19 protein-coding genes and 6 pseudogenes are annotated in these 25,954 nt (G+C 43.2%); 10 read left to right on the top strand and 15 right to left on the bottom strand.

The genetic code is table 11. From position 1 onward, the window contains the following. Window positions 1–108: 108 nt before the first annotated feature. The 3 genes and pseudogenes from AC2VE5_RS16175 to AC2VE5_RS16165 form a co-directional block, all read right to left on the bottom strand. Window positions 109–2,376, bottom strand: a complete 2,268-nt coding sequence (locus AC2VE5_RS16175) for an endonuclease/exonuclease/phosphatase family protein (protein ID WP_486888751.1) — start codon at window positions 2,374–2,376, stop codon at window positions 109–111. Window positions 2,377–2,514: 138 nt separating this feature from the next. Continuing rightward, window positions 2,515–2,778 (bottom strand): annotated as a pseudogene (locus tag AC2VE5_RS16170) (DDE-type integrase/transposase/recombinase); the annotation flags it as partial. Continuing rightward, window positions 2,774–3,733 (bottom strand): right-handed parallel beta-helix repeat-containing protein, encoded by a 960-nt coding sequence (locus tag AC2VE5_RS16165; protein WP_486888750.1) that lies wholly within the window; start codon window positions 3,731–3,733, stop codon window positions 2,774–2,776. The gene AC2VE5_RS16165 and the pseudogene AC2VE5_RS16170, both read right to left, overlap by 5 nt. A gap of 436 nt (window positions 3,734–4,169) precedes the next feature. Here AC2VE5_RS16165 and AC2VE5_RS16160 point away from each other — a divergent pair. Beyond that, a pseudogene (locus AC2VE5_RS16160) lies at window positions 4,170–4,511 on the top strand (transposase); the annotation flags it as partial. A gap of 69 nt (window positions 4,512–4,580) precedes the next feature. On the opposite strand, the gene AC2VE5_RS16155 reads toward AC2VE5_RS16160, so the two are convergent. Both AC2VE5_RS16155 and AC2VE5_RS16150 read right to left on the bottom strand, forming a co-directional pair. Further along, window positions 4,581–5,159, bottom strand: coding sequence for a plasmid pRiA4b ORF-3 family protein (locus tag AC2VE5_RS16155; protein WP_486888753.1), 579 nt, complete (start codon window positions 5,157–5,159; stop codon window positions 4,581–4,583). Window positions 5,160–5,198: 39 nt separating this feature from the next. Then, a pseudogene (locus AC2VE5_RS16150) lies at window positions 5,199–5,795 on the bottom strand (recombinase family protein); the annotation flags it as partial. Between the two features lie 104 nt (window positions 5,796–5,899). Here AC2VE5_RS16150 and AC2VE5_RS16145 point away from each other — a divergent pair. Beyond that, window positions 5,900–9,023: pseudogene (locus AC2VE5_RS16145) on the top strand (Tn3 family transposase). A 427-nt stretch (window positions 9,024–9,450) separates the two neighbouring features. Here the strand turns inward: AC2VE5_RS16145 and AC2VE5_RS16140 are convergent. Further along, window positions 9,451–9,876: pseudogene (locus AC2VE5_RS16140) on the bottom strand (transposase); the annotation flags it as partial. Between the two features lie 202 nt (window positions 9,877–10,078). Further along, the gene (locus AC2VE5_RS16135) at window positions 10,079–10,528 is read right to left on the bottom strand and encodes a DUF305 domain-containing protein (protein ID WP_486888749.1); all 450 of its coding nucleotides are present in this window, start codon (window positions 10,526–10,528) and stop codon (window positions 10,079–10,081) included. Window positions 10,529–10,680: 152 nt separating this feature from the next. On the opposite strand from AC2VE5_RS16135, the gene AC2VE5_RS16130 reads away from it, so the two are divergent. Beyond that, window positions 10,681–11,469, top strand: a complete 789-nt coding sequence (locus AC2VE5_RS16130; protein WP_486888748.1) for an alpha/beta fold hydrolase — start codon at window positions 10,681–10,683, stop codon at window positions 11,467–11,469. Window positions 11,470–11,500: 31 nt separating this feature from the next. On the opposite strand, the gene AC2VE5_RS16125 is transcribed toward AC2VE5_RS16130, so the two are convergent. The 3 genes from AC2VE5_RS16125 to AC2VE5_RS16115 form a co-directional block, all read right to left on the bottom strand. After that, the gene (locus tag AC2VE5_RS16125) at window positions 11,501–11,800 is read right to left on the bottom strand and encodes a hypothetical protein (protein WP_486888747.1); all 300 of its coding nucleotides are present in this window, start codon (window positions 11,798–11,800) and stop codon (window positions 11,501–11,503) included. 374 nt (window positions 11,801–12,174) lie between these two features. After that, on the bottom strand, window positions 12,175–13,221 hold the full coding sequence (locus AC2VE5_RS16120) for a F510_1955 family glycosylhydrolase (protein ID WP_486888746.1): 1,047 nt from the start codon (window positions 13,219–13,221) through the stop codon (window positions 12,175–12,177). Between the two features lie 68 nt (window positions 13,222–13,289). Then, the gene (locus AC2VE5_RS16115; RefSeq protein WP_486888745.1) at window positions 13,290–13,625 is read right to left on the bottom strand and encodes a hypothetical protein; all 336 of its coding nucleotides are present in this window, start codon (window positions 13,623–13,625) and stop codon (window positions 13,290–13,292) included. 188 nt (window positions 13,626–13,813) lie between these two features. Here AC2VE5_RS16115 and AC2VE5_RS16110 point away from each other — a divergent pair, with 188 nt between their 5' ends. The 5 genes from AC2VE5_RS16110 to AC2VE5_RS16090 all read left to right on the top strand — a co-directional run bounded on the left by AC2VE5_RS16110 (window position 13,814) and on the right by AC2VE5_RS16090 (window position 21,179). Then, window positions 13,814–14,275 (top strand): heavy metal-responsive transcriptional regulator, encoded by a 462-nt coding sequence (locus tag AC2VE5_RS16110; protein ID WP_486888744.1) that lies wholly within the window; start codon window positions 13,814–13,816, stop codon window positions 14,273–14,275. A 339-nt stretch (window positions 14,276–14,614) separates the two neighbouring features. Then, window positions 14,615–15,325 (top strand): DUF305 domain-containing protein, encoded by a 711-nt coding sequence (locus AC2VE5_RS16105; protein ID WP_486888743.1) that lies wholly within the window; start codon window positions 14,615–14,617, stop codon window positions 15,323–15,325. 295 nt (window positions 15,326–15,620) lie between these two features. Next, window positions 15,621–17,339 (top strand): efflux RND transporter periplasmic adaptor subunit, encoded by a 1,719-nt coding sequence (locus AC2VE5_RS16100; RefSeq protein ID WP_486888742.1) that lies wholly within the window; start codon window positions 15,621–15,623, stop codon window positions 17,337–17,339. Window positions 17,340–17,521: 182 nt separating this feature from the next. Next, entirely contained in the window at window positions 17,522–20,680 is a 3,159-nt protein-coding gene (locus tag AC2VE5_RS16095; protein WP_486888741.1) for an efflux RND transporter permease subunit, read from the top strand. A gap of 4 nt (window positions 20,681–20,684) precedes the next feature. Continuing rightward, window positions 20,685–21,179 carry a hypothetical protein gene (locus tag AC2VE5_RS16090; RefSeq protein WP_486888740.1) on the top strand — a complete coding sequence of 165 codons (495 nt, stop codon included), beginning with the start codon at window positions 20,685–20,687 and terminating at the stop codon, window positions 21,177–21,179. Window positions 21,180–21,294: 115 nt separating this feature from the next. On the opposite strand, the gene AC2VE5_RS16085 is transcribed toward AC2VE5_RS16090, so the two are convergent. Beyond that, window positions 21,295–22,119, bottom strand: coding sequence for a transporter (locus AC2VE5_RS16085; RefSeq protein WP_486888739.1), 825 nt, complete (start codon window positions 22,117–22,119; stop codon window positions 21,295–21,297). A 36-nt stretch (window positions 22,120–22,155) separates the two neighbouring features. Next, on the bottom strand, window positions 22,156–23,304 hold the full coding sequence (locus tag AC2VE5_RS16080) for a hypothetical protein (protein ID WP_486888752.1): 1,149 nt from the start codon (window positions 23,302–23,304) through the stop codon (window positions 22,156–22,158). Here AC2VE5_RS16080 and AC2VE5_RS16075 point away from each other — a divergent pair. After that, window positions 23,289–23,495 carry a hypothetical protein gene (locus tag AC2VE5_RS16075; protein WP_486888754.1) on the top strand — a complete coding sequence of 69 codons (207 nt, stop codon included), beginning with the start codon at window positions 23,289–23,291 and terminating at the stop codon, window positions 23,493–23,495. The genes AC2VE5_RS16080 and AC2VE5_RS16075 overlap by 16 nt on opposite strands. Before the next feature lie 198 nt (window positions 23,496–23,693). Here the strand turns inward: AC2VE5_RS16075 and fldA are convergent, their stop codons facing one another. Together fldA and AC2VE5_RS16065 are read right to left on the bottom strand one after the other, a co-directional pair. Beyond that, a complete protein-coding gene (fldA, locus tag AC2VE5_RS16070) occupies window positions 23,694–24,206 on the bottom strand; it encodes a flavodoxin FldA (RefSeq protein ID WP_486888738.1) in 513 nt (170 codons plus the stop codon). 108 nt (window positions 24,207–24,314) lie between these two features. Continuing rightward, entirely contained in the window at window positions 24,315–24,512 is a 198-nt protein-coding gene (locus AC2VE5_RS16065) for a heavy-metal-associated domain-containing protein (RefSeq protein ID WP_486888737.1), read from the bottom strand. A 342-nt stretch (window positions 24,513–24,854) separates the two neighbouring features. Here AC2VE5_RS16065 and AC2VE5_RS16060 point away from each other — a divergent pair. Beyond that, a pseudogene (locus AC2VE5_RS16060) lies at window positions 24,855–25,270 on the top strand (RNA-guided endonuclease InsQ/TnpB family protein); the annotation flags it as partial. Between the two features lie 47 nt (window positions 25,271–25,317). Here AC2VE5_RS16060 and AC2VE5_RS16055 read toward each other — a convergent pair. Further along, entirely contained in the window at window positions 25,318–25,731 is a 414-nt protein-coding gene (locus tag AC2VE5_RS16055) for a heavy metal-responsive transcriptional regulator (RefSeq protein WP_486888736.1), read from the bottom strand. Window positions 25,732–25,954 lie beyond the last annotated feature (223 nt).

The raw sequence follows: 25,954 nt of genomic DNA, 5'->3' as shown, positions 1-25,954 counted from the left end.
AGTAGATGAATTGAAGCTACTACTGGATAGGCTGTTAAATCAAGGCGAGTTAGTAATTGAATGGCATCGCAAGATCAAAAATAAAGGGAATAACCATCATATTGCAGCTTAAGTGCTTATTAGCTTACCTCCCTTAATTTCTAGTCCTTTTGGCACTTCGATAGTAAAAGCAGCTAAGAGCGGATCGTGGTCGCTGGCTTGGTCTGCAAACTCGGAATTGACATGAACTGCATCAAATTGAGCAATGTCAAATAGACTGTCGCTCACCAATATGTGATCAAGAGACTGAGAATTGCCTTGGAAAATGTAAGAGTAACGCTCGTTTTCTGGGAGGGTTTCGGTCAAGTTATTGAGGTTGTCTCCGGTTAAAACTGCTAGTGGTTTTTCAAATTCAAACTCGTTCAAGTCGCCCAAAACGACAACATTGGCATCCAAGTTACTGGTCAAAATATCGCCAACATAACTATTGACAACTTCTGCTTGTTCGATGCGCTGGTCTTCACTGCCGTTAACTGGTGGTTGTACTGCTCCAAACAAGGGGGTACTGCCGCCTTTAGAGGCAAAGTGATTATTAACTAACGTCACTTCTTGACCGTTAAAGAGGAAACTTGCCGCAAGCGGGATACGACTATCCTCAAAAGCATCGCCATCGGAGAGATTAGGGTCTATAACTTGCTCTAAAGAACCTTCGATAAAATCCACGCGATCAGGATTATACAAGTAACCAACACGGATATTACCCCCTGGTTGTCCGCCGCTTTGGTCATCGACGGGCGGAATTTCTAAAAACTCATACTCAGGTCCGCCCTCCGCCGCGATCGCATCAATTAAGGTTTGATAAGTCGAGCTGGCATCAACTACTGTACTATCTACCGAACCGTCATTATCTTGGATTTCTTGTAACCCAATGATATCTGGGGCTTGAAGATTGTTGGCAATTTGACTTGCGATGCGAGCAAACTGTCCATTAGCGATATCGGTATCGTTGGCGCTGTCGCTATTGCTATCGTCGTTGGGATCGAGGTTTAGAACGTTGTAACTAGCAACGGTCAAACGGTCTAAAGCTTCAGTAACATTAATTTCGTAGTTACCAAAGCTGTAACCTACAACTCCCGTTACATCCCCTAGTTGCGCTCCAACATCAACTTGGGGAGTAGTTCCAGCAAAAATTCCGCTATCAAACTGAATTTGAATTTGCTCTGGGTTAAAGTCATTAGGGGAAATATTGATCGTCCCGCGATCGCTTAATCCACTAGCGTCCTCGCCATTATTAGCAACGGTATAAATTTCTCCAAATCTATTAGTAGGACTAACCGCTAAGGCATCATTAACAGTAACTCGCATTCCTTCCAAGCTTTCGTAGAAGTCAATGCCATCAGTGTCTGGATCGTAGGTTTGGAGTCCATCGTTATCAATAATCTCCGTTGGCTGCATCCGGTTAACACCAAGGACAATGGCATTAGGCAAAGAATTACCGGACGATTGAGTAGTAATCGTTGGGCTACTAATTTGAGTAGTTGCAAGATTCCCGGTACTAGCACCGCCCGGAGTAAATTCGCTAATGGTTCCCGCAACTTGGATGGCAGCACCGACCTCAACAGTGGGGAGAGAAGAAGTAAAAACAAAGATTCCATCGGAGGTTGCCGTGTTACCATCCCCCGTAGCATCTTGCAAATAAAAACCATTGCTATCTACGGCGGTGACAATCCCTGTAGTTGTGACGGGCTGTCCTATTAAGGGCGAAGTAAAAGCTGCTCCTTGAATTTCATAAATTGGCGTAATGATGACAGGTGCGGGAGGTTCTTCACCGCCGCCACCACTACCATCGCCAAAAGTTTGCCCTGCATTCACCCCACCAAAGCTATCATCTGCCGGATTTCTCCAGGTAAAATCTTCATAGCTACCCGCTCCCGTCAACTGTAAGGAGGAACCTACAGGGGTGGTAGCAGTCTCACCAACACTAATATCTGTACTAACCATCCCATCAGCCAAACCGCCTACCGCCGTAAAGCTACCTTCATAACTCAAGAACTGAACAACATTGTCATTGTTATCAACTAAAACAATACCGTCAGGAGCGCCGTTTTGAATTCCATTAGAGGGATAGCTAAAAGAAATCGTGCCAAAACCGTTTTGCTGGTCGGGAATTATACCGCTCAAACTCTGAGTGTTGTAAACACTACCGCCAGTGCCGTTGTATAAAACTAGATCCCAACCCGTTAAATCAGTCCCTGCAAGACCTGCAAGTTCAATAGCTTCACCAGTATCCGTACCAGTGTTATCGTAGTGAAACTCATTGATAAATACATTAGTTGCCATAGTTATGCCTTTAGAGAGATATTGGCAAACTTCTGGTAAGTGAGCGTTTACCAGCATAGATGCCTGCCAACCTTTTAAAATCTCACAGAAAGATTAAGGCAACTCTATGTTGTGGTTAAAAGGTAAGTAGATACTCAAATTGGTTATGCTGCAAAAACTGTGTGAGGACAAAAAAACCTGTTGGGGGAGTTTAGATTATGCAACTACTCCAAAGATTTGATGGATGAAGAGAACCCGCTCATTGATGGCTTCCTTGGGAACTCCTAAAACTTGTCCTTTCCTCATCATATTCATAATTTCATAACCTCTGATAGTGCGCCGTGCCATATTGAAAAACCTAACCTCCATCCCAAGTTTGACTAACCGTTTTAGCCAAGGGTGGTCTTGTTCAACAATATTGTTGAGATACTTACTCTGTCGTAATTTCACTTCTTCAGGTAACTTTTTGGCGGCTTTAAGCTCTTTCAAAAGATTCTACACCGTTCCAGGTGATAGTGTTGTTGCGACCGAGGATATCAAAACCATCATCGCGGTTTTCACGAAATGCGGTGTCGATTACCTCCACAGTGTTGCCCGTACCTCCGAAGTCGATGTCGAAGCCATCATCTCCATTTCCGGTGAAAATGCTTCTATCCTGAATAGTAACTTTGTTGTTGCTACCATCAATCTCGAAGCCCTCTTCAGCGTTGCCATCGGAGGATACATTGTTTAAGGTGACGACGTTGTCGAAGCCCTCGATATCAAAGCCATCATCGCCGTTGGCACGAAATGCGCTAGAGTTCATGGTCACTTCGTTGCCAGTAGCAGTAGTATCGAAGCTGAAACCATCCTGACCATTTTCACCAAAGAGGCTATTGGTGGCAGTGATCGTATTATCGCTGCCATCAATCTCGAAACCGTCTTCGGTGTTGCCGGTTGAGGATACGTTATTCAAAGTGATGTCGTTTTCAATGCCAAAGACATCAAAGCCATCGTCTGCATTGCCAGGAAAGAGGGAGTTTTCTACTTTTACAGTATTACCTACACCTGTGCGAGGAATGTTGAAGCCATCATTGTTTCCTTCAAACTCGCTGAGGTTGATGTTGATCGTGTTATTTGTACCATCAAGCTCGAAGCCTCCTTCACCGTTGGAGCTTGCGGCTGTCCGAAATAGGTCGAGGGTATTGTTATCGCCAAAGACATCAATACCGTCGTTTTCGTTAAAGCCGAAAAAAGAGTTGTCCATCGTTACTGAATTGCCACTGATGGCAGAGCCAATATCGAAGCCATCGCCTCCATTATCGGTGGATTCAACTTCCTTAAGGACAATATTATTATTGTCATCAAGAACCTCTATACCATCTCCAGAAACGTTGCTGAAGGTTTCGTTTACTACAGTAATGTCTGTAGTAATATCTAATCCATTCTCATCCATGGTATTAATGCTCCTTAATTTCTAGTAGCTTTACAGTGAACCTCAAGCATATCGGGAACGATTTTCAAACTTGGAACAAAGTTTTGTAGACATTTGAGACTGAGTCAATCTCAAATGTCTAGAGCCAGATGTAAAGAGCCGTAACAATTGTTACTGTTCTCATGTTCAAAATTACAGCACTCATTCTAGAAAAGCAACCCATTTTTGAAAATTTTTGTAAAGTTATTGCGGTAACCTATTGCAGAAAACAATGTGTTGTGGTATATGAATATCTTCGATGTTAACGGCTTTGTTGTAACTTTAGGGGTAAAAGTAGCGAAGACACTGTTGGCGAAATATTGCTTAATATTTTTGAAAACTTAATATTGCACGAAAATTCTGATTACTTCTACAGCGATAGGATAATTAAATCCTTTTGAAAGAATAATTTGCTGCCATGTCGATGCATCCCCAAAATATCCCAGACATACCTCAACAAACAGTAGAGGTGGCACACGCATCTTTTCCGAAAGGAAACATTTACATACAAATCCGAGAAGCCTTAGGAAGCATTTTTGACTCGGAAGCATTTGTGGATTTGTTTCCCTCTAAAGGACAGCCAGCATATGCGCCGTGGCGGCTAGCGCTGGTTTGTATCATGCAATTTATGGAGAATTTGTCTGACCGACAAGCCGCAGAGGCAGTACGTGGACATATTGACTGGAAGTATTTATTGAGTCTCTCTTTGACCGACTCTGGCTTTGACTATTCCATCCTTAGTGAATTTCGCACTCGATTACGGGGTTTGAGTAGCAAGTGCGACGAAAACAACGCTAAGGCTGAAGGCCCTGCGCCGTAGTGACTATAATTACTTACTCCCAACAATCTGCTGCAACAATTGATTAACTTCACTCAAGATGAAGGCATCTGGATCAAACGCACCACCAACCCATTCCAACATTGATTCATGTTCGGGATGGTCTGGTTGTTGAATCGCCTTTAAGAAGTCTGCATAGCCCCATACCCCACCACAGTCTTCCGGTGGACAAGCCCGTTTACCTGTTATACAAACTGGGTAGCGTACCAATGAGTCATGAGGCAGCACTTTTTCTACCAAAATCTCATGTTCCCAGGAATCGCCCATGTCATAAGTATAGAAGAATTTTTGCTTCTCTCTAGTTACGACTTTGCTTAACTTTATCCTCTGTTCGTTCTCGATCTCCAAGTCAAGTTCTGGTAAGGGTTGACCATACTCCACTCCCCCAATCGAAAATCCATGCAGATGAGAATTAGTCCAACCCATCGCTGCTTGAATAATCTGGTGTAATTTTCCTAATGTGATCTCACTACTGACTTGTACCCGTCTCCAAATGGGCGGACGAAAATCTTTGAGCGTGATTTTCAGTTGATAAACGGATTTAGTCTTTGATTGCAATTGATTTGCCATAGTAGGTTGTTTAATTTCAATTTGAGAAAATGGATTTAATTGTCGGTGTCGTTTAACAATTTCATTAACCGTCGTCTTACTCAAGTGCAAAGCTCCCGCAATTTGACGATAAGAGTTGCCTTGCTCCACCATCTGCATTACTTTGGGAGCCAATCTGTCGGCTTTGACTCTTTGTCCAGTTTGCCTGCCTAATTTCTGCCCTCGTGCCTTAGCCGCCGCAATTCCAGAACGGACTCGTTCGCGGACCAAATCTCGCTCAAACTCTGCTAAGATTGCCATCAAATTGGCAATTAACCGACCCCCAGACGTGTTCAAATCAAATTGAATTCCCGTAGTAGCAATTAGCGACACATTCCAGGCGTTTAGTTCCTGTAGCGTTTGCATTAGGTCAATCGTGCTGCGCCCCCACCGAGTCATCTCAGTTACCAAAATGGCATCAATCTTCCTCTCTTGTGCCATTGCTAGCACCTTCTTCCGCTCTACTCGGTTCTGTTTTGTACCCGCCGCCGTGTCCTTCCAAACTCCTATCACCTGGTAGCCTGCTAAGTGGGCATATTCCAGTAAATCCCGCTCTTGTCGCTCACAGGATTGATCGCTTGTTGAAACTCGACAATAAATAGCAACTTTTTGTACCAATTGAACCCTCGGAAATTTAGGGGTCTTCTGGGCTTACTGCACCGTTCGGTTTTAGTGTACCAAATAACTTATACTCTATTCGGTACGGCAGGGAGAATGAAATAATGTCAATTCGGTTTTTGACCGAAGAATATCAAGCTCGTTATGGACTTTATGTCGGAGAACCCACTGCCCTACAATTAGCCCGTTATTTTCATTTAGACGACCGAGCTTTACAATTAGTGAAAAAACGACGTGGCGACCATAATCGGTTAGGTTTTGCTGTACAACTTGGCACAGTTCGGTTTTTAGGGACTTTTTTGCATAATCCTGTTGATGTACCGTTTTTAGTTATTTCCTATTTAGCAAATCAATTAAATATTACCGATACTAATTGTTTATCTCATTATCTCGAAAGAGTGAATACACAGTGGGAACATACTCAACTTATCAAAGAGTCTTATGGCTATCAAGATTTTACGGCTCAACCGACTCATTGGCGACTGGTTCGCTGGCTTTATGAACGAGCCTGGGTGAGTGCGGAAAGTCCGAGTGTTTTATTTGATATCACTACCGCGCAGTTGTTAGAAAATAAAATTCTCTTACCCGGAGTCACTGCCATTGCCAAATTAATTTCCAGTACCAGAGAAAGGGTTGAACAAAAACTATATTTTAAGCTGTACAAATTGCCTAATCAAGAGCAAATTAAGGAATTAGAATCTTTGATTGTGGTGACGGAAACAAGCCGAAACACCCTTTTAGACCAATGGCGCACTTCCCCAACCCGTATTAGTAGTCCAGCTTTAGTTAATGCTTTGAAGAAGATGGAGAATATTCGCGCGGTTGAGATTGGGAAGTTAGATATTTCAAGGATACCCCCCATCCGCATAAAGCTTCTTGCTAAATCAGCTTTCACCATCAAAGCTCAAGCAATTGCTCGAATGTCAAAAGCCAAGAGAATTGCTACTTTGTTTGCCTTTATTTATGTCTTAGAATCCACTGCCATTGATGATGCTTTAGATATCTTGGAATCGGTAATTAAAGATTTGCTTTCCTCCTCAGAACGTGAAGGTAAAAAAGAGCGTTTACGCACCCTTAAAGACTTGGACGCTGCGGCTTTAAAACTCTCAAGAGTGGGAAAAGTTCTTTTAGATGACAACTGTGATGATAGTCAAGTGCGAGAACAAGTATGGAATTGGATTACTAAAGAACAATTAGCCGAAGTATTCATTCAAGTAGAAAAATTAGCTCGACTGCCTGAAGATAATTATTATCAGGAGTTATTAAATAAATGGCGTTCAGTTAGAATTTTTCTACCAACTTTACTGAGAGTTATCGAATTAGAAAGCAATAAAGCAGGTAAGCCAATAATAGCCGCTTGGAAATTTCTTCAGTCTCTTGAAGGCAAACGCCAATTAAAAATAGAAAATGTACCCTTAAGTTTTATTGATAAAAATTGGGTATTTTGGGTCGTCAGAAAAGATGGTAGTATTGACCATAAAGCTTATACCTTTTGGATTTTAGAGCAAGTAGTTAAAGGTTTACAGCGTCGAGATTTATTTGTTAATAAGAGCGAACGTTGGAGTAATCCTACAGCTAAATTATTACAAGGTCAAGTTTGGGAATCAGCACGTTCTCATGTTTGTCGTGCCATGAATTTGAATTTATCGGCAAGCCCAGAATTAGCCCACCTTAAACAACAACTAGACGAGGCTTATCAACGGACTGCAAATAACTTGCCGACGAATGGAGACGTGAAAATTGAAAGGGTTTTGGGGAAAGAAACTTTAACTATTACAAATTTAGATAAGCTGGCGGAATCCGATAGTTATCTTCAACTTAAGGAGCAGGTGAAAAACTCCCTTCCTCATGTCGATTTACCCGAAGTTCTAAGTAGGTGAGTCAAATTAAATATAAGATGACATCGATTGAAAGCTTTACGCAGTTCCATTCCTTCTGAAAATTATCTTCAGTTTAATTACGCTCACCTACTTACTAGAACTTCAAGCAAAAACTGGTTTTCTGGAAGAGTTTACTCATATTAATGAGAGCTTGGCTAAGGTAAAGGATTTATTCACCAGTATTTGTGCTGTTTTGCTTAAAAATGCTTGTAATATTGGTTTCACCCCTTTAGAACATCCTAATATTCCAGCTTTAACCCGTAGTCGGCTCAATTGGGTGGAACAAAACTATATGCGCCCAGAGACTCTAGTGCGGGCTAATGCACGACTGGTTAATGCTCAAAGTTCCATTGCTCTAGCACAGAGTTGGGGTGGTGGGGAAGTAGCTTCGGCAGATGGGTTGCGTTTTGTCGTTCCGGTGAGAACTGTAAATGCGGGTGCTAATAGTAAATACTTTGGTCAAGGTCGGGGAATTACTTACTATAACTTCACTTCTGACCAATTTACGGGCTTTCATGGCTTGGTAATACCGGGGACGTTAAGGGACTCTCTGTTTGCGTTGGTGGGATTATTGGAACACCAGACCAGATTACGTCCAAAAGAGTTAATGACGGATACTTCTGGTTACAGCGATGTGGTATTTGAACTATTTTGGCTTTTGGGATATCAGTTTAGCCCACGTTTGGCTGATGTTGGAGAAGCTCGTTTCTGGAAGCTAACCTGTGATAGCGATTATGGGGTTTTGGAGAAACTTGCACGACAACTGATTAAGACAGATTTAATTAAACAAAACTGGGATGATATCTTGCGAGTTGCTGGTTCGCTGAAATTGGGAACCGTCAGTGCTAGTGAGATTATGAGGACTTTGCAAAAAGGGAAAAAGCCTTCGACTTTAGCTAAAGCCATTGGGGAGTTAGGACGGGTTTCTAAAACGCTGTATCTCCTTAATTATGTCGATGATGAAGCTTATCGCCGTCGGATTTTAACTCAGCTTAATCGAGGGGAGAGTCGCCATAGTTTATCAAGGGCAGTTTTTTATGGTCGTCGGGGGGAGGTGCGTCAACGTTACCGAGAGGGTCAGGAGGAACAATTAGGAGCTTTAGGGTTGGTGGTGAATGCGATTGTCCTGTGGAACACTTACTACATGGATGCAGCATTGAATCATCTTCGACAGGAACAAATGGCGACGGCTACTGAAGATGTGGCTCGACTGTCGCCTCTAGGGTATGAACATATCAATATTCTCGGTCGATATCGCTTTCATTTGTCTGAAGACTTGCAGAAGGGTGCAATACGTCCTTTGCGTAATCCAGAGCCGTCAGGTGAACTCAATGATTGGTCGAGTTAGTATTTATGTACTAACTACTCTAAATTCGATTATAACTGAAAAGCTTGCTGAGTAAGCTTTTCAGTCTTAGCGTTGTTTTTGTCTCACTTGCTACTCAAACCCCTTCTCCAGAAGTGACAGCAGAGAATTGGCAGTATCGCTATGAGTCTCATTTCGAAGCAGATCTGTGTGCAGGTTTACGAATCAAAGCGTTTAGGAAATTCTCATTTATGAACACGCTGCTGATTGGCTTAATGAAACAGAATCCGCGAGTTGCCGCGCAGGTAAGTCATACCGTTGCAGGTTTAGTACCTTATAACGAAGTTTTATCCTCTCTAAGATACTAGGTAATCTTATTAAAGATTTATTTTTCTTTTGTCACTTTTCAAATGAACCCTTACGAAGATGTAGTTTTAGCCTTTAAGCTAGTGCATTAGGACAAAAATAACTAACCAGTTGAAGTAGGGTTGAGGTAGCCTAAGAACCTCCAAACAAAAGGCTTTGCAAATGTACGATTAAAGTAATCAATAAAGCGCAAAATTTGGTATTTGAGGTCGTCGCCCGTTGAAGTAAAATTACCCTGCCGAAGTAAACGACGTACCAGTATACTAAACCAACACTCAATTTGATTAAGCCATGAGCTATGTTTTGGAGTATAAACAAAGCGAATACGGTGGTTTAAAGCAGTCAAAAAGGCTGCGCGAGACTGCATTGAATGCAAAATACCAGACTTACCCTTAATGCCCAAATCGATCTCAACACCACAATGGTTGGCTACAAGTCGTACTAAGGATTCAGACTTGTGAGTGTTGAGTTGGTCGGTAATAAAAATCCATCCATCACCTGGATTAGTGGCGATAAGGTCAGCGATATGACGTTTAACTCTGTTTTGTCATTCTGACTAAGGAAAAAACGAACTAAAACTTGAAAAAGCCTGTAATATATATCTTTTACGCTTTATTTTCTAATCTCAGACTTAATTAGAAGTCATTTCGATGAAATCCTTATCTACAGAAGGTTCTGGATTTTACTCTCCCAAAAGTGACAAAAGAGGGATATATCTAGCTATAATTAGACTATTCCATAAGTGCTTTCATAATCCTTATCTCCTCCTTCTGCGTCTTGACAATCTCCGTGCATAGTTCCTGAATACGTGGATTCGTTAGCGATGCCTGTTCGCACACAAGAATAGCAGCCGCGTGATGTGGGATCATCGAGGACAAGAATTGCTGGTCTCCTACTCCTGCTTGCGTTCTCACAAGAGCCCAAAATATTACCATCATTACGGCTCCCATGAGCAGAAGTGCAATTTTCAACTTTTTATTTTGGTACATTGAACCCATCGCCGTCAGCATGATGATGAGCATCGCCGATATCATTAGTCCTGCCATGTACACTTGGTTAAGGCTGAGGAACAGATTGGCAAACTCGTTGACTCGCGAAAACATCAGAGCGAACATTACCACGTAAGAGATAGACAGTGCAATCAACAGGCTAATATAAGGCTTGATGCCATTTGATTTCATGCTATATTCTCCTTGTTAGTCTAAGGATATAATCGGTACAACTTACAGAAACTTTGTAGATATCAACTCGATACAACGTTGTTATTGTTGCACAAATTCAGCTTTGTTGTAGAAGACAGCAGATTTTTCCAAGACTATTAAATCGCTTTCCCATGATATCTAAACAGAATAGCGAACCTTATTTTCTGACGCTTCATCGTTCAAATCCAGAATATCCAGTGCTGATCTTTCTGCCCGGAATGAATGAGACGGGTGAAGCTCTGCTTGAGCTAGAAACTAAAGGCTTAGAAGCGGGCTTTAATATCCATTGTCTCGTGATACCGCTTAATAACTTTATGGACTGGGAACAATTAGCAGAAAGCACGATCGCGCTCATTCAGGCAGAGCTAGAAAGAATACCGCAAGAGGCAGCTTATCTCTGTGGTGAGTCTTGGGGAGGATGTCGCGCTTTGAAATTGATCGAATACGCTCCACATTTATTCAAGCGGCTGATTTTGGTGAACTCCGCTTCTTCATTTCATCGAGTAACTTGGTTTAACCAAAGTTCACGACTGCTTGCTTGGACACCACCACTACTTTATAAATTTTCTCCAATCGTCATCCTGTGCTTAACCTCTGCGCTAACCCGTATCCCGCTTGCAAGGCTTCAGATTCTTTGGAAAGCCGCCCAAGCCGCACCGAAAAAAACGGCTGAATATCGCCTATCACAATTAAGTGAGTTTCGGATCGATGAAACTCAACTTCATCAGGTTACTCATCCTGTTTTGCTGATCGCGAGTCAGGTTGACCGAGTTCTGCCATCAGTTGCAGAAGCTCAATACCTCAGCAAAATTTTTCCTACCGCTCAGGTTGTTGTCTTGCCTCACAGTGGTCATACCTGCTTAATTGAAGCAGACATAAATTTGTACCAAATTTTACAAGCTGAACATTTTGTTACTTAATCTCAGTGTTGAGATAGGACTAGGTGAGAGGTTAGCTTGAGGTTGTCCGTCTGAAATCAGAAAGTTGGCGTTTAACGAACCAGATAATTATGGGGGGTATTAGTAGCCACTGAAGCAACGGAAGCAATCCAGTACCAAAAAATGGAAGTACTGGCATAATATCAGCGTATTCCCATAAGTTAAGCACTCCAGTAGCTAGAGCTTCAAAGATAGCTGTGATCGCAACACCAACTAAAATAAAGCTGCTTAACTGCCACCAATGGAAGCGACGGAACCACTGACGCGACTTCGACACGACTGCAACAACCCAAAAGGCAACAATTGATACCAAGTTGCGTTCTAAAAAATCATCCTTAATTCAGGAAAAGTGGCTATACCCCAGGAACCCTGCTGCTATGTCGGAGCGCAACTTAGTATGAGATTCCAATATCTCCTAAAGTAGCTAGAGTGCAGTTTTTGATCATATCAAGGCAGGAAAACTCAGAGGAAATTTGAAAAAATTGCATTTGCTGAATTTCCCAAAAGAAATTGAGAAGAAAGGAGAAAATAGCAATATTTGATTCTGGTAAATTTAGCAAGCGTTGAAAGTGAATGATTTTTAAAGAATTTGACATAAAGCAACCAATTTTTCTCCAAATCACCGCTTACCTGCATTAGCTAGGCAGTACAAAATTAGATACAATTACTGCCTATAACTGTATACACTTAGCTCGTCTCTTGCCAAATTTTGCCGCCATCCTGCGATTGAAAGACAGCATTGTTTTCGTTAACTGCGTAAAAAACCTGAGAATTACTTGGGGCGATCGCTAGTTGTAGAATTGATCCACTAATGCCGTTGCCTAATTTCTTCCAGGTCATACCATTGTCATTACTGCGGTAAAGACCAGGTGCGGATTTAAGGAATCGATATCCGTACATCACCGTGCTATCTCCCTCTTTCAGCAGAGCTAAAGCTGCAACTGGCGCATCTTGAGTATTAGAAACTAATGTCCAGTTATTGCCACCATCCATACTTTCATACAACCCAGCGCGGGTAGTAGCAAAGACACGCTGCGGATTGCTTGGATCAACTACAAGGCTAAAGGGAGCATCCATTAATCCATCTGTACGTGGCTGCGTCCAAGTTTTACCACCATCTGTTGAAGTATGCAGTCCCTGCGCCCCAGAAGCAGGGTAACCATAAAAGACTTGTGGATTACTAGGAGCAATCGCCAAAGCGTGAAAGTCTACTCCTGGCATTGAAATCTGTTGCCAATCTTGCCCTTGATTCTCACTGATTTGAAATCCTAGATTGCCTCCGGTAGGAGGGTGACCGCTAGAATAAAAGCGGTTTGGACTTGTGGGATCGGCAGTAAAGCCCATGTAGTCAGCCCGTTCTTTTCCCATCCAGAACCACTGCCCACTTTCAGAGCGCTGAAGTAGTCCATGATGAGTGGCAATGTAAGCGATCTCTGGATTATTGGAATTAATTGCTAACCCATGTACATGGGTAGTTTCCTGCCAGTTTTTAGCAACAGGGGTCAAGGTAACAGCCATATTAGGATAAACTGCTGCCTTTTCCTGATTAGCAGCAGTTGGTGGTTGCACAAGACTTGCTACCCGATTGTTGGCAGGCACTTGATTAAAACGGGCAAACCATATTCCTGTACCTGCAACCAAGGTAGTAAAGAACATTATGGGTAAAGCGTAGCCAAACATCTTGTTAGTTCCACTTTTTTTAGAAGCTCGATTGTTTGAATTTAGTTTGTTCATTTTAAAGTTTTTCTAAAAAAGTTACCCCTGCTATACTGCATGGCGGTGTAGCAAGGGTAACCAAAACCCTATCTAGATTGGTTATTTTGGTTATCCATCATTCCCGGCATATTCTGCATCATCTCTGGCATTTTATTTGTCATTCCAGGCATACTCTGCATCATGGATTTGCAACAGGCGCACCCCATCTGATTTGTCTGTGGTGTAGTCGGGTTATTTGGTGCTGTTCTTTGACTAAGTAGCTTTTGAACCAGTTCCGCCTTAGCTGAAGTGCTGGAAGTTTGATTCGGTGTTGTCTTCTGATCATGGGTATTAGCCAAAGTTGGGCTAGCAGCTAGAACTATTAGTGTTAAACCAGCTATAGAACCGCTCAATAATGTTTTTGCCCGTGTAACTATGTTCATTTTCCCTTTGCCCTCTTGTATAAATTTGCTAGTTCTTAAGGAACTAAGAGTATGCTAAACCCTCAAGTCAGCTAGAGAGTCAAGTGGGTACTCGCAATATTTATTCAAATAGTTCGGCAAAACTCTTAACTATATAGCTTACTATAGAGTTAAGAGTATAGTCATAAGAAATACGTTGCAAATAATTTATGGTGAAAAAGACTGGCTCAGTATCATCCCAAAACAAGCTACTCAAGATTGGAGAATTAGCAGAGCAGGCAGATGTGGCGGTAGGTACTGTCCGCTATTACGAAACCTTAAGGTTGCTAGAACCTGCTTATAGAAGTGAAAATGGCTATCGCTATTATGCTCCTAATGCCATCAAACGTTTAAAGTTTATTAAAAAAGCCCAATCCCTTCAGTTTTCTTTATCAGAAATTCAACAAGTATTAGGTATTCGCGAACAGGGTAGCGCTGCCTGTCCAATCGTTCGAGACTTACTAAATCAGAAAATTACTTTTCTGGAAAAGCAAATTTATCAAATGAAGACACTTAAGGCTGAACTAGAAGCGTATCGAGAACATTGGGCGGAACACCCTCTAGACGATCCTGATAGTCACGAACTTTGTAGTTTAATTGAACAAGTCGCTGATAATGCTCCGTCTACTTAGTTTTATGCTTAACGTCAATTTGATCAGAAAAACTTAGGGGGCTTGTGCTTGTTGGAGTAGGAGCTTGTGCCTAAAATAAATTCTTGGCTCTAGCGTTGTAGTCAATTAACAGAACTATTGCTTGTATACTGAGCAATTTATGATTGCTGAAAAGTTTAAATTGTGCTAGTTGACTTAAAAACAAACAACTTTCAAGTTTATTTCTAAACAAACTTGAAAGTCGTTTTTAATGAGCAAATTTCATACTGATTTCATTTTTGCGTGACAGAGTAGGTAGTAAGCGTTATCTTGACGCTGTGAAAAAATCACTATTTTTAGTTATAGATAAAGCCTAAGTATATGCGACCTATTTCTTTTAAAACTAGCTTTCTACCGTTTATTTTTGTAGCCTTCGCATCCTTAATGGGTGGTGTTTTGACGGCTTGTTCTAGTACCGGACAGAGCCAGAATCAAGTCCCAAATACTAATGTTACTGACACTAGCGCTACGCAGGACGGAATGCAAGGCATGGAACATGGTAGTGGCATGACTCATGACATGGCAATGGATTTAGGTCCTGCTGATGCAAATTACGACTTGCGGTTTATTGATGCAATGCGACTGCATCACCGGGGAGCGATTGTTATGGCTGAAGAAGCCCAGCAAAAATCACAACGCCCTGAAATTAGAAAATTAGCAGGCAACATCATCGAAGCTCAAACTAGAGAAGAAAATAAGTTGTTAAGAGAGTGGCGTAGCGCTTGGTATCCCCAAGCAGGTAGTGAGTTTGTTACCTACGACAGTGCTAACAAATCACTAATACCAATGTCGGAACAACAGAAGCAGAGCATGACAATGCTTCAGGCTTTGGGTGCTGCTGATGACCAGTTCGACTTACGGTTTATGAATGCAATGATCGCTCATCACGAAGCTGCTACACAAATGGCTCAAGACGCACTAAGCAAATCCAAGCGTTCTGAAGTTAAGCAACTAGCTCAGGAAATTATTAACTCTCAGCAAGCTGAAATTGACCAAATGAAGCAGTGGCGACAAGTTTGGTATCAAAAGTAAGCCAATAAGAAGTTTTAGTTGACTAATACCGTTGCTTAACAATGCTTTTGTCTTCTAGTTGTTGAAATTAATACTGGAGGATAAGTAAAGTAAGCACTTCTTATACCAAGCTAGACTCCCGACAAATTTCATCTTAATTTCATTTTTGGATGACAAAATGGGTAATATGTCCTGATTAGGCAATGTTTCAACCTTACTGTCTACAACTAGCTGTTGAGTGCGGGACATTAACGCTTGAGCAGAATATTTCTTTTAAGTCGTTATTTTACTACCTCAGTAGTTAAGGAAATTTCCAATGAGTCAAAAGTCCGGTTATTCTCAACTTCCTGTAGCGATCGCCAAAGTTTCTGGGACACTTCTAAGCGTTATTCTATTAACTGCTCCCTTTTCAGCTTTAGCTCATGGTGGACATGGAAATGAATTTCAAGGAGGAGGCAGTGCAACGAATGCTCCAAGTTCTATTCAAGTTGATGCCCAAATAGCTAAACGTTTGGGAATTAAAGTAGAACCTGTGAATAAACAGCGTTTGGCTCTGGGAATTAAGACAACCGGACAGATTGAGACTTTGCCTAACAAACAAGCGGAAGTGACTGCACCAATTCCAGGCATAGTCACTGAACTGCTAGTAGAGCCTGGTACTTATGTCAAAGCAAACCAGCCCGTAGCTGTCTTAGCCGCACCTGAATTAGTGGAGCTTGGTGTTGCCTCACAGGAAAAAAAAGCCGAGGGACAAGCAGATTTACAGCAAGCTCAAGCCGATATGAGGCTAGCCCAACAAAATTATCAGCGATATCTACAGATAGCTGCGGCTGAAGTAGCCGAGGCACAAAGTCAGCTAGATTTTGCACAAGAAAGGTACGACAAAGACAGGATATTAGCTACTGAAGGTGCACTGCCACGCCGCCAAGCTTTAGAATCCCAAACTCAGGTAGCGCAAGCTAAAGCAGAACTTACTAAAGCTAGCAGCCGCCGAGAAGTTATAGAAGCTCAAGCTCAAGTCAAACGCGCTCAATCAGCAGTTGAAGTAGCCAGATCTCGTATCCGTCTTAGTGACACTGCTTATCAAACCCGGCTTTCTCAACTGGGAAATCGTGCCAATGCTAAGGGACTGGTGACAGTGACTTCTCCCATCTCTGGTAGGATTGCCGATCGCGAAGTTACTCTCGGTCAATCGTTTGAGGATGCGGGAGGTAAGTTAATGACTATTGTCAATGATAGTCAGGTCTTAGCTACAGCGAATATCTATGAGAAAGATTTAAATCTTGTCAAAATAGGTCAAAGAGTCAATGTAAAGATTGCCAGCTTGCCTAATCAAACTTATAGCGGAATAGTTACGGTGATTGGTTCAATAGTGGAAGGAGAAACACGGGTAGTTCCAGTAAAAGCTGAACTTAATAACGCTAACGGACAATTGAAGCCAGGGATGTTTGCTCAATTAGAAGTCTTGACAAACCAAACATCAAAAGACATTTTAGTAATTCCTAGTTCGGCTGTCGTTGAGGCAAATGGCAAACAACTTGTATATATCCAGAATGGCAATAGCTATCAGACCACTGAAATAACTTTGGGTCAAACGTCAGGAAATTTAGTTGAGGTCAAGACTGGTCTGTTTGATGGGGATCGAGTAGTTACCCAAGGCGCAATGCAACTTTACGCTCAGTCTTTGCAAGGGGGTAGCAATGTGCAGGCTAACGAGGGACATGACGAGGCTGCCGTACCATCCCCAGCGGCTGATGCTAACAGGAGTAGTTCTGGGCTGCCCTGGTGGTGGGTAATTCCTGCTGGAGGAGGGCTGACTGCTGCTGCCTTTTGGGTTGGTCGCCGGACTGTGCGTCGCCTCACCCCAGCTTATGAAGGAGTGGTAGAAAACCATCTATCTAGTGGCTCTGCCACAACAGAAGTGTTTGACCGAGGGATGAATGTTGAAAATGAGCGCTACCAGAATAATCACCACCAGCTAAAACCCGCAGTTGGAAAGCTAGAGTCCAGCAACCAGAATCATTCTGAGTTTTGACTTGTGAAGACATTGGGGGCAAAGTATTCGAGCCTAAATCTTTAATTAAACAAAACTTTACTTCATCCCAACAAAGAATTTTTCTGCCGTGAATAGCTCTGCTCCCTGTATGTCATTTTTCGCCTGCTGAGCCTTGAGAAGGAATACTTCGCCCCCACCGTCCTGAACCCTGAAGCGCAAATATGCTAAATGCTATTCTCAAGTGGTCGATCGTCCAACGTTGGCTAGTTGTCCTGGGGGCAATTATCATTACGGTGTTGGGAATTTACAACCTGACACAAATGCCCTTGGATGTTTTTCCCAACTTTGCTCCCCCCCAAGTCGAGATTCAAACAGAAGCACCAGGGCTGGCTCCCGAAGAAGTAGAGTCCCTAGTCACATTACCAATTGAAAGTGCGGTCAATGGTACTCCTGGCGTGACAACGGTGCGCTCTTCCTCAGCTGTGGGAATCTCTGTAGTGAAGGTAATTTTCAGTTGGGGAACTGATGTCTACCAAGCCCGGCAGCTAGTGACAGAGCGACTACAACAAGCCAGTGAAAAACTTCCAGAAAGCGTTGAGCCACCGCAAATTTCCCCCATCAGCTCTCCCATTGGTACTGTTCTCCAATACGCCTTTACCGCTGAAACTACGCCACTGATGGAAGTACGGCGACTGGTTGATCGCGACATTACTAACCGCCTGCTAGCAGTTCCAGGTGTTTCCCAGGTCATTGCCTATGGGGGAGATCTCCGCCAGTATCAAGTGTTGGTTGATCCAGCTAAGTTAACAGCCTTTGATGTCTCTTTAGCAGAAGTTACTGAAGCAGCAGCAGCGGCGAATACCAATGCAGCTGGCGGCTTTCTGATTAGCCCAGACCGAGAACAGTTAATTCGCGGTATCGGGCGGATTTCATCCCTTGAGGAGTTGCAGCAATCAGTAGTCGCTGCCCGCCAAGGCACGCCAGTGCTACTGAGTGATGTAGCCGACGTGCAAATTGGAGCAGCCTTGCAACGGGGAGATGGCAGTTTGAATGGTCAGCGGGCAGCTGTGGTGATGATCAACAAACAACCTCAAGCTGATACGCCAACTGTTACTAGGGCAATCGAAGCAGCAATGGCAGAAATTCAGCCTAGCCTGCCGGAAGATGTTAAATTCACCGTCACTTTTCGTCAGGAAAACTTTATTGATGATGCAATTGAAAATGTTCAAGGTTCTCTGCGCGATGGCATCATTATTGTTTCCGTTATCCTATTTTTGTTTTTGATGAATTGGCGCACCGCTATCATCACGCTTAGCGCCATTCCCTTATCGTTGCTAATCGGGATGATGATCCTCAATTTGTTTGGTCAGGGGATCAACACAATGACTCTAGGGGGACTGGCAGTGGCAATTGGTTCGGTGGTGGATGACTCAATTGTGGATATGGAAAATGCCTACCGGGGGTTGCGGAAAAACCAGCTGGCAGGAAATCCTGTTCATCCGTTCCAAGTTGTCTATGACACTTCAGTCGAAGTGCGTGTCAGCGTTCTGTTTTCCACAGTAATTATTGCTGTTGTTTTTGCCCCAATTTTTACGCTGACTGGAGTAGAGGGTCGAATTTTTGCCCCAATGGGGATAGCTTACTTAGTATCTATTTTTGCTTCAACCCTGGTAGCAATGACGCTCTCTCCAGCCTTGTGTGCCATCTTGTTAGCTGACCACCGATTACCAGAGGAGGAAACCTGGGTTTCTCGCGGGTCCCAAAGGTTGTATCATCCACTGCTGAGATTTTCGCTCAATCTCCCCAGTATTATCTTGACGATCGCAGTTGCCGCTTTCGTTGCTTCAATAATCGTTTTGCCGTCGTTGGGACGGGTATTCTTACCAGAGTTTCAAGAGCGATCGCTCGTCAATGCCATGCTGCTTTATCCTGGCGTTTCTCTGGAAGCCACAAATCGGGCAGGGGTAGCCATTCAAGAGGCTCTCAAGGACGATCCCCGATTTGAGTCGGTGCAGTTACGCTCTGGACGTGCTCCAGGTGACGCCGATGCGGGTGGTGTCAACTTAGGACACGTAGATATAGAGATTAGTGATGAAGGAATGAAAGACCGGGAGGCAAGTGTTGAAAAAGTCAGGGAAGAGTTTGCTAAGTTGCCAGGGGTAGCTCCCAGCATTGGTGGTTTTATTTCTCACCGGATGGATGAGGTATTGTCTGGGGTGAGAAGTGCGATTGCTGTGAAAATTTTTGGTTCTGAACTTGATGAACTACGTAGCATTGGCTCCCAAGTGCAGGCAGCCATGCGCGATGTTCCAGGGATCGTAGACTTGCAACTAGAACCCCAAGTGCCGATCAAACAAGTACAAATTCAGTTTGATCGCGCTGCCGCTGCTCGTTATGGTCTTTCAGTGGGTCAGCTATCAGAAATGATTGAAACGGCACTAAAAGGGCGAGTAGTTTCCCAAGTGCTACAGGAACAACAACTATTTGACCTGTTGGTATGGTTGCAACCGAGCGCTCGCAACAACCTCGAAACCATCCGCAATCTACTAGTAGATACTCCTAACGGACAGAAAATTCCTTTAGCGCAAGTAGCCAAAATTGGCGATGGTACTGGTCCCAACACAATCAACCGAGAAAACGTCTCCCGCTTAATCGTAGTTTCTGCTAATGTAGCTGGTCGAGACTTAGGCTCTGTAATTGATGACATTCAATCCAGGGTGAGACAACAGGTGCAATTACCTGCTGGTTATTTCATCCAATATGGCGGTCAGTTTGAATCTGAACAGCGGGCTACTCAAAACTTACTAGTTTTTGGCACTTTGGCTCTTGTTGTTATCGCGGTCTTGATGTATTTTGCCGTCAATTCTATACCAGCTACATTAATGATTATGGTCAACCTGCCCTTAGCCATAGTTGGTGGTATATTTTCCGTAGCGTTGGGTGGCGGTGTTCTTTCAGTAGCTTCGATGGTAGGATTTATTACTTTATTTGGGGTAGCCACACGCAATGGATTGCTGCTAGTTGAAAACTACAATAGTAAGTTTGCTACTGGTATGCCCTTGCGGGAGGTTCTGTTAGAAGGTTCAATGGAACGACTTGCTGCTATCCTAATGACAGCCCTCACCTCGGCACTGGGAATGGTTCCCCTGGTAATTGGGAGTGGTGCAGGTAAGGAAATTTTGCAGCCACTAGCAGTAGTCGTGCTAGGGGGATTATTTACTTCTACAGCTTTAACACTGCTAGTTTTACCTGCTTTGTACGCAAAGTTTGGCAAAATTTTAGTGCCGAAAAAGAAAGTTTCCGAATCTTGGCTAGCTGTAGCGAATTTGGATTTGAACCATAAAGGCGTAGAGTACACAGATGAAAAAGCAAGGAGTTAAGAAAATGAAATTATCGAAGGTTAGCTTAATTGTTTTAGGAAGCTTGGGACTCATTGGATTAGGAGCTTGTAGTAACACTAACCAAGCTACAGATCCTAGTAACAGCCCAAGTGTTGCCCAATCAACGCAGCCATCGTTACAACAGAGTAGTGAAACTGGTGAAGCATCTGAGCCTGCAAAAGTACCTCAAGCAGGTGGTCAAGTTGTAGAATCAGGCTCATATCATTTAGAGTTGGTGACTGAGGCAGAAGCTGAAGGGACACACTTGGATTTGTATTTGCAAAGAGGCGACAATCATGAAGCTATCCCTAATGCAAAAGTGACGGCTCAGGTACAATTACCGGATGGTACTCAAAAGACACTTCCTCTCTCCTATGACGCTGAAGGAAAGCACTATACGGCTTTACTTCCTGGAAAAGTAGCTGGTCAGCATCAGGTAAAAATTAGTTCTGATGTTGGAGGGGACAAGGCAGACGGTCGTTTTAGTTTTAACCAGTAAAACTTCAAAAAGTGCTTGTGAACTATTTAACACAAGAGGTAAATTCTTACCTAGATTACCCAACAAGGAAAACTGCTCATACCGCTTATTTCTCTATAATCTGATGCCATCCAGTTTATAACTTTGTGGCTTTCTGACACAAAGCCACAAAGTAGCCTACGATCAAGCGCAAATCGTCACGTTCGCTACTACCACCAGCAATATCGCTTTGCAAACCGATGTCAAGTACATTTTGATAACCTACCTGTTGGCGCAGCCCTATACCAGCAGAAATGATAGGGTTTGTACCTTTTTCTTCGCCTCCACGTACCCCCACCTCCGCGAGAAAGGTGCGGTCGAAGCGGCGTGGATAACCTAGAGGTCTAGAGTAGCCTAGAATTACACCAGGTACAACGGAGCGTTCGCCATCCTCTGTTTCCGTATTGACGTTTAGATCGACGTTTACGTGCAGGCGATCGTATTGCCCAATCGTTTTACTAGCGATACTACGCAGGCGAAAGTCCACACCTTGTGAATCGCGCCCAGTTGGTAAATAAGCATCAGCACGAACGGAAAAAGCTGGCGTATTATCATATTCGCGGTTGAAATTATGGAACACACCCACAGATACATCGCCAGCATCAAAGCGAGTGTCGTCTGTGCCTGCTCGACCCCCAACACTGGAATCGATACCAACATTAAGGTGAGTGTTAGGTGCAAAGCCATAGAGATACTCTAGCTCGAACTCACCACCCACATCGCGCTCCTGAGGAAAAGTCAGTGCTGCACCAAATTCAATCGCCTGTTCGCCTAACCCAATAGACTCAGCATCGTCAAATGACAAGGGGCGGTTTGTATCAATATTGTTGTGGTCGACGGCGCGGGCTTCGGAAACTGCTGATACCACAAATGTCCCTGTAATCAAAGCTGCGATCGCGTGTTTCGTTATTAGTTGTTTCATTGGATGTTTACCCCCTATCTGTTCTCCAAATCAAAATTAATGACCCTCATGACCGCCTGCTGGGGCAACCCCTGTGTTGGGTGTTATATCATCTTGTTGCGTTGTGCCTTGCTGCATCTTCTCTTGCCCTGTCGTACTCTGTGGCTCATTCGTGGGCATCGCATTGTGATTCATACTGCCATGATTCATTGAGTCCTCCGGCATCATGCCCATACCAGGCATCCCAGGCATGAAGCGATGGTCGTGTAATGAGTCACTTGGATTAAAATCACCAGGTTTCATATTCTTATGCGCGTCGGCGGACACCATCCAAATGGCACGGTTAATCTGCTCTGACTTCTGCTCTTCGGTTATCCAGTCCGAAGCCAAAATGTCGTTTACCATGTCGTGCAGCATATGCAGGTTATCAAAAGTATTCGATATATGTGGGTACTTCATCGCAAACGTTGGACTGACTTCTGCGAACATGGGCATGAATGGTCGGTCGGTACGATACAACTCGACTTTGTGATAGCGCCTACCAGTCTTAGCATATGCGTCGCGCTGTTCTGGGAGTGTCTTGCCATAGAGCGTGTCATACATCCTGCCTTGCAGCCAGTGATAACCCCAGAACAAGCCGTTCACCTTCGGATGTTCGCGGCGGAATGCCTTTGAGTAGGGTTGCGAATCGAGATAGCCCATGTTCATTGGCAGTGAAGTGACGGCGTAGGATACGCTCTCGACGTAGAATTGATACAGGCGCTCGATCTCTGCATCTTTTTCAGCATCCGTCAACTTCGTGCTGGCTAGTACATCAACGGTCTGCGCGTGTAGAATGTGTGTCCAATCGAAGACCTGCTCCAGTACGCCATACTTGCGCCCAAAAGTTGGCGAAACGTTAGCTTCATCAGGCATGAAGCGCGGTGGGTTATTCAGCACCCAGTTGATGCGGTTAAAGGTTTTAGTTTCCAGGTCTTTGGCTTTGCCCGTCACCAAGTCCTCGTAAGCAAAGGCATGACCTACGGCAAGCGCATTCAGGTCAAGAGCGAGTGGTCGCACATTGTAAACAGCGTCATTGTAAGAGCCACGCTTACGGTAAATGTGGTTTTTGTCCTTGTTATCCATCCAATCCGGTAGGTTGGTCGGTACGGGTGGCAGTATTTGGGCATTCGCTACCGGAGGAGCGTCTGTTGCTGAAGTCCCCATTGCGCCCTTGTTGTGTTCTTGATGCCCTTGGTGTCCGTGATGGTTTTGCCTTTGTTGCTTTTGATTGTTTCGCCTTTGCTGTCCTTGTTGCTTTTGACTGTTTTGTCTTTGCTGTTCTTGATGTCTCTGGCGATTTTGTCCTTGATGTCGTTGGTGTTCCCGATGGTCTTGCCCTTGGTGACCAGTCATAGTCTGCGCTGTTACAGATGACGTGGATGCTATTACAAAACCTGCGGTCAGCACTGCTAAGATGTGTCGTTTCGCATGGGTGCTTTTCATGTTCTTTCACTCCGGTGTGTTACTTTTCTCTTTACCTGCTATATTTAATCGACTTCTGGGTAATTGAAGCGATGCTAAAATCTCTAATCAACAAGAAAATCAAGACATTTTTATAGGTCAAACTTTTGCTTCAATTGAGAAACCCAGGTTTTAATTCGCTCATTGGTCAATTGGGATTGATTGTCCTCATCTAGCGGCAAACCCACAAACTTTCCATCGCGGACAGCTTTAGAATCAGTAAACTCATAACCATCTGTAGACCAATAGCCAACAGTTTCGCCACCAAGTTCGGAAATTTTTTCTTCCAGAATGCCCATTGCATCTTGGAAAGTATCAGGATAAGCGACCTGATCTCCTTCTCCAAAGTAAGCAACTTTCTTTCCACTAAAATCAATGCTGTCTAGCTGCTCGTAGAAATCTTCCCAGTCACGTTGTAGCTCACCAACATTCCAAGTTGGACAACCAACAATAATGTATTCGTAGTCTTCAAAATCACTTGATTCAGCTTTTGAAATATCAATGAGAGTTACAAAACTGTCTCCGCCAAATTCTTTTTGAATTATTTCAGATGCTGTTTGCGTGTAACCTGTTTGAGTACCGTAAAACAAAGCAATCTTAGTCATACTTCTCCTTATTTATGGTTTGTTCAAAGTGGATAAAGACTTTGAGACTTTTAAAACTCAGCTATCAGCTATTACTGCCTTAGCTGACGCTAAAATTATTGAAGAGAGTTAGGTTGTAGGATAGCCAGCGACAGCTAGCGCTTTCTTAATTACTGCTACCGGAGTTCGAGTTTCTACATTGACCAGTTTAGTTTTGGTATCAGCTTGAATCGTTGCCACAGCTTCAACAGTCTTTGCTGCTTTTGTGGCAACCTTTACGCAAAATGAACAAGCTAGTTTGGGGATAGTAATCTGTAGTGCCGTCATAACTGATAATGATATCTTTGTAAGTAGCTAAGTGGTGGATTTCAACTTATTAATAACTGACTCCACTGCATCTAAAATTACTTTAAGTTATCTAGCTAACTGGAGAGTCAAGGGATAATCTAAAAACTTTTGGAGCAGTACCGCTCGGATTAAATCACTATTTAATGCAACACACAAATCGGTTTAGTAAATGCCTCAAAAATCAGAGTCAAATCTAAACCAATTCTTATCTTCAAAATTTTCATCTCCAGTATTTAACGTCAGTTCAGGATAAGAAATGCTTAGAAGTCTTTAGTTTTCGTTAGTTTCTGATGCAAAGCATTTAAGCTCAAAGTCAATAACCTAGTGCGTGAAAACCAAACTATCGTGATTGAAGATTTGGCTATCAAAAACATGATTAAAAACCATAAATTAGCTCAGTCGATTAGTAACGCTAGCTGGGGCGAACTTGTCCGCCTACTTGTCTATAAATGTCAGTGGTACGTCGAGAACTGATTAAGATTGACCGATGGTTTCCCAGTTCTAAACGCTGTGGAAACTGCGAATATATCGTAGATAAAATGACGTTGGATGTCAGAGCGTGGAATTGTCCTAAGTACAAGATAAACCACGATTGAGATATCAACGCAAGTTCGAATATTTTGGCAGCAGGGCTTGCTGTGTCAGTCTATGGAGCGAACATCAGACCTGATAACCATGAGGTTAAAGGGCAGTTGCAAAAGACCGCTTGTGGAAAGAAACAGAAACTTAAGTCGTGAGTCTTAGGAATCCCTAACTTCAGCCGCTAGGCGAGTTAGGGAGAACGTCAAGCTCGTTCAATTATCGGGCAAATCGTATTTTCAGGGATTTCTGGAACAGTCTCCCAACCCGAAAGCAATCCTTCTAACTCTAGTTTTAGGATCTGTAGCTGTTCAATTTGTTGAGTAATCGTTACAATCTTGTTTTTCAGCTTTACTTCAACATGATCGCAAGGTAGCTCACCTTGGTCATGGATATCCAAAAACTCCTTAATTTCTAGCAAGCTTAATCCCAAAGTTTGAGCGCGTTTGATAAAATTTAAGCGAGCAAAAACATCCGAGTCGAACAATCTAAATCCTCCTTCTGTTCTACTTGATGCCTTGAGTAAACCCAATTCCTCATAGTAGCGAATTGTTTTGATTGGTACGCCGCTTTCCTTCGCGACTAAACCAATTTGTTTTGGTGCTTCTTTAACTAGCATATTTAACTCCTACAGAAATAAGCCCCTGAGTAACTTCATCTATCTTAAAATCTCTAGTCAACTGTAGAGTCAAGAGGCTCAACAACATTTGTAACCTACAGCAGTTCTCAGTTGGGTGAAACATAGCAACAACAGTGGGTAAACCAGCCAATAATATCTTGGAGTGTCACCGCAGCTAGAGCATCGGTGATTGCTTGGTCTAACTGTGCATAGGTTCGCGCCG

It is taken from the genome of Aliterella sp. E5.1, assembly GCF_057473825.1.
This window is presented reverse-complemented; position numbering and strand designations above follow the sequence as displayed.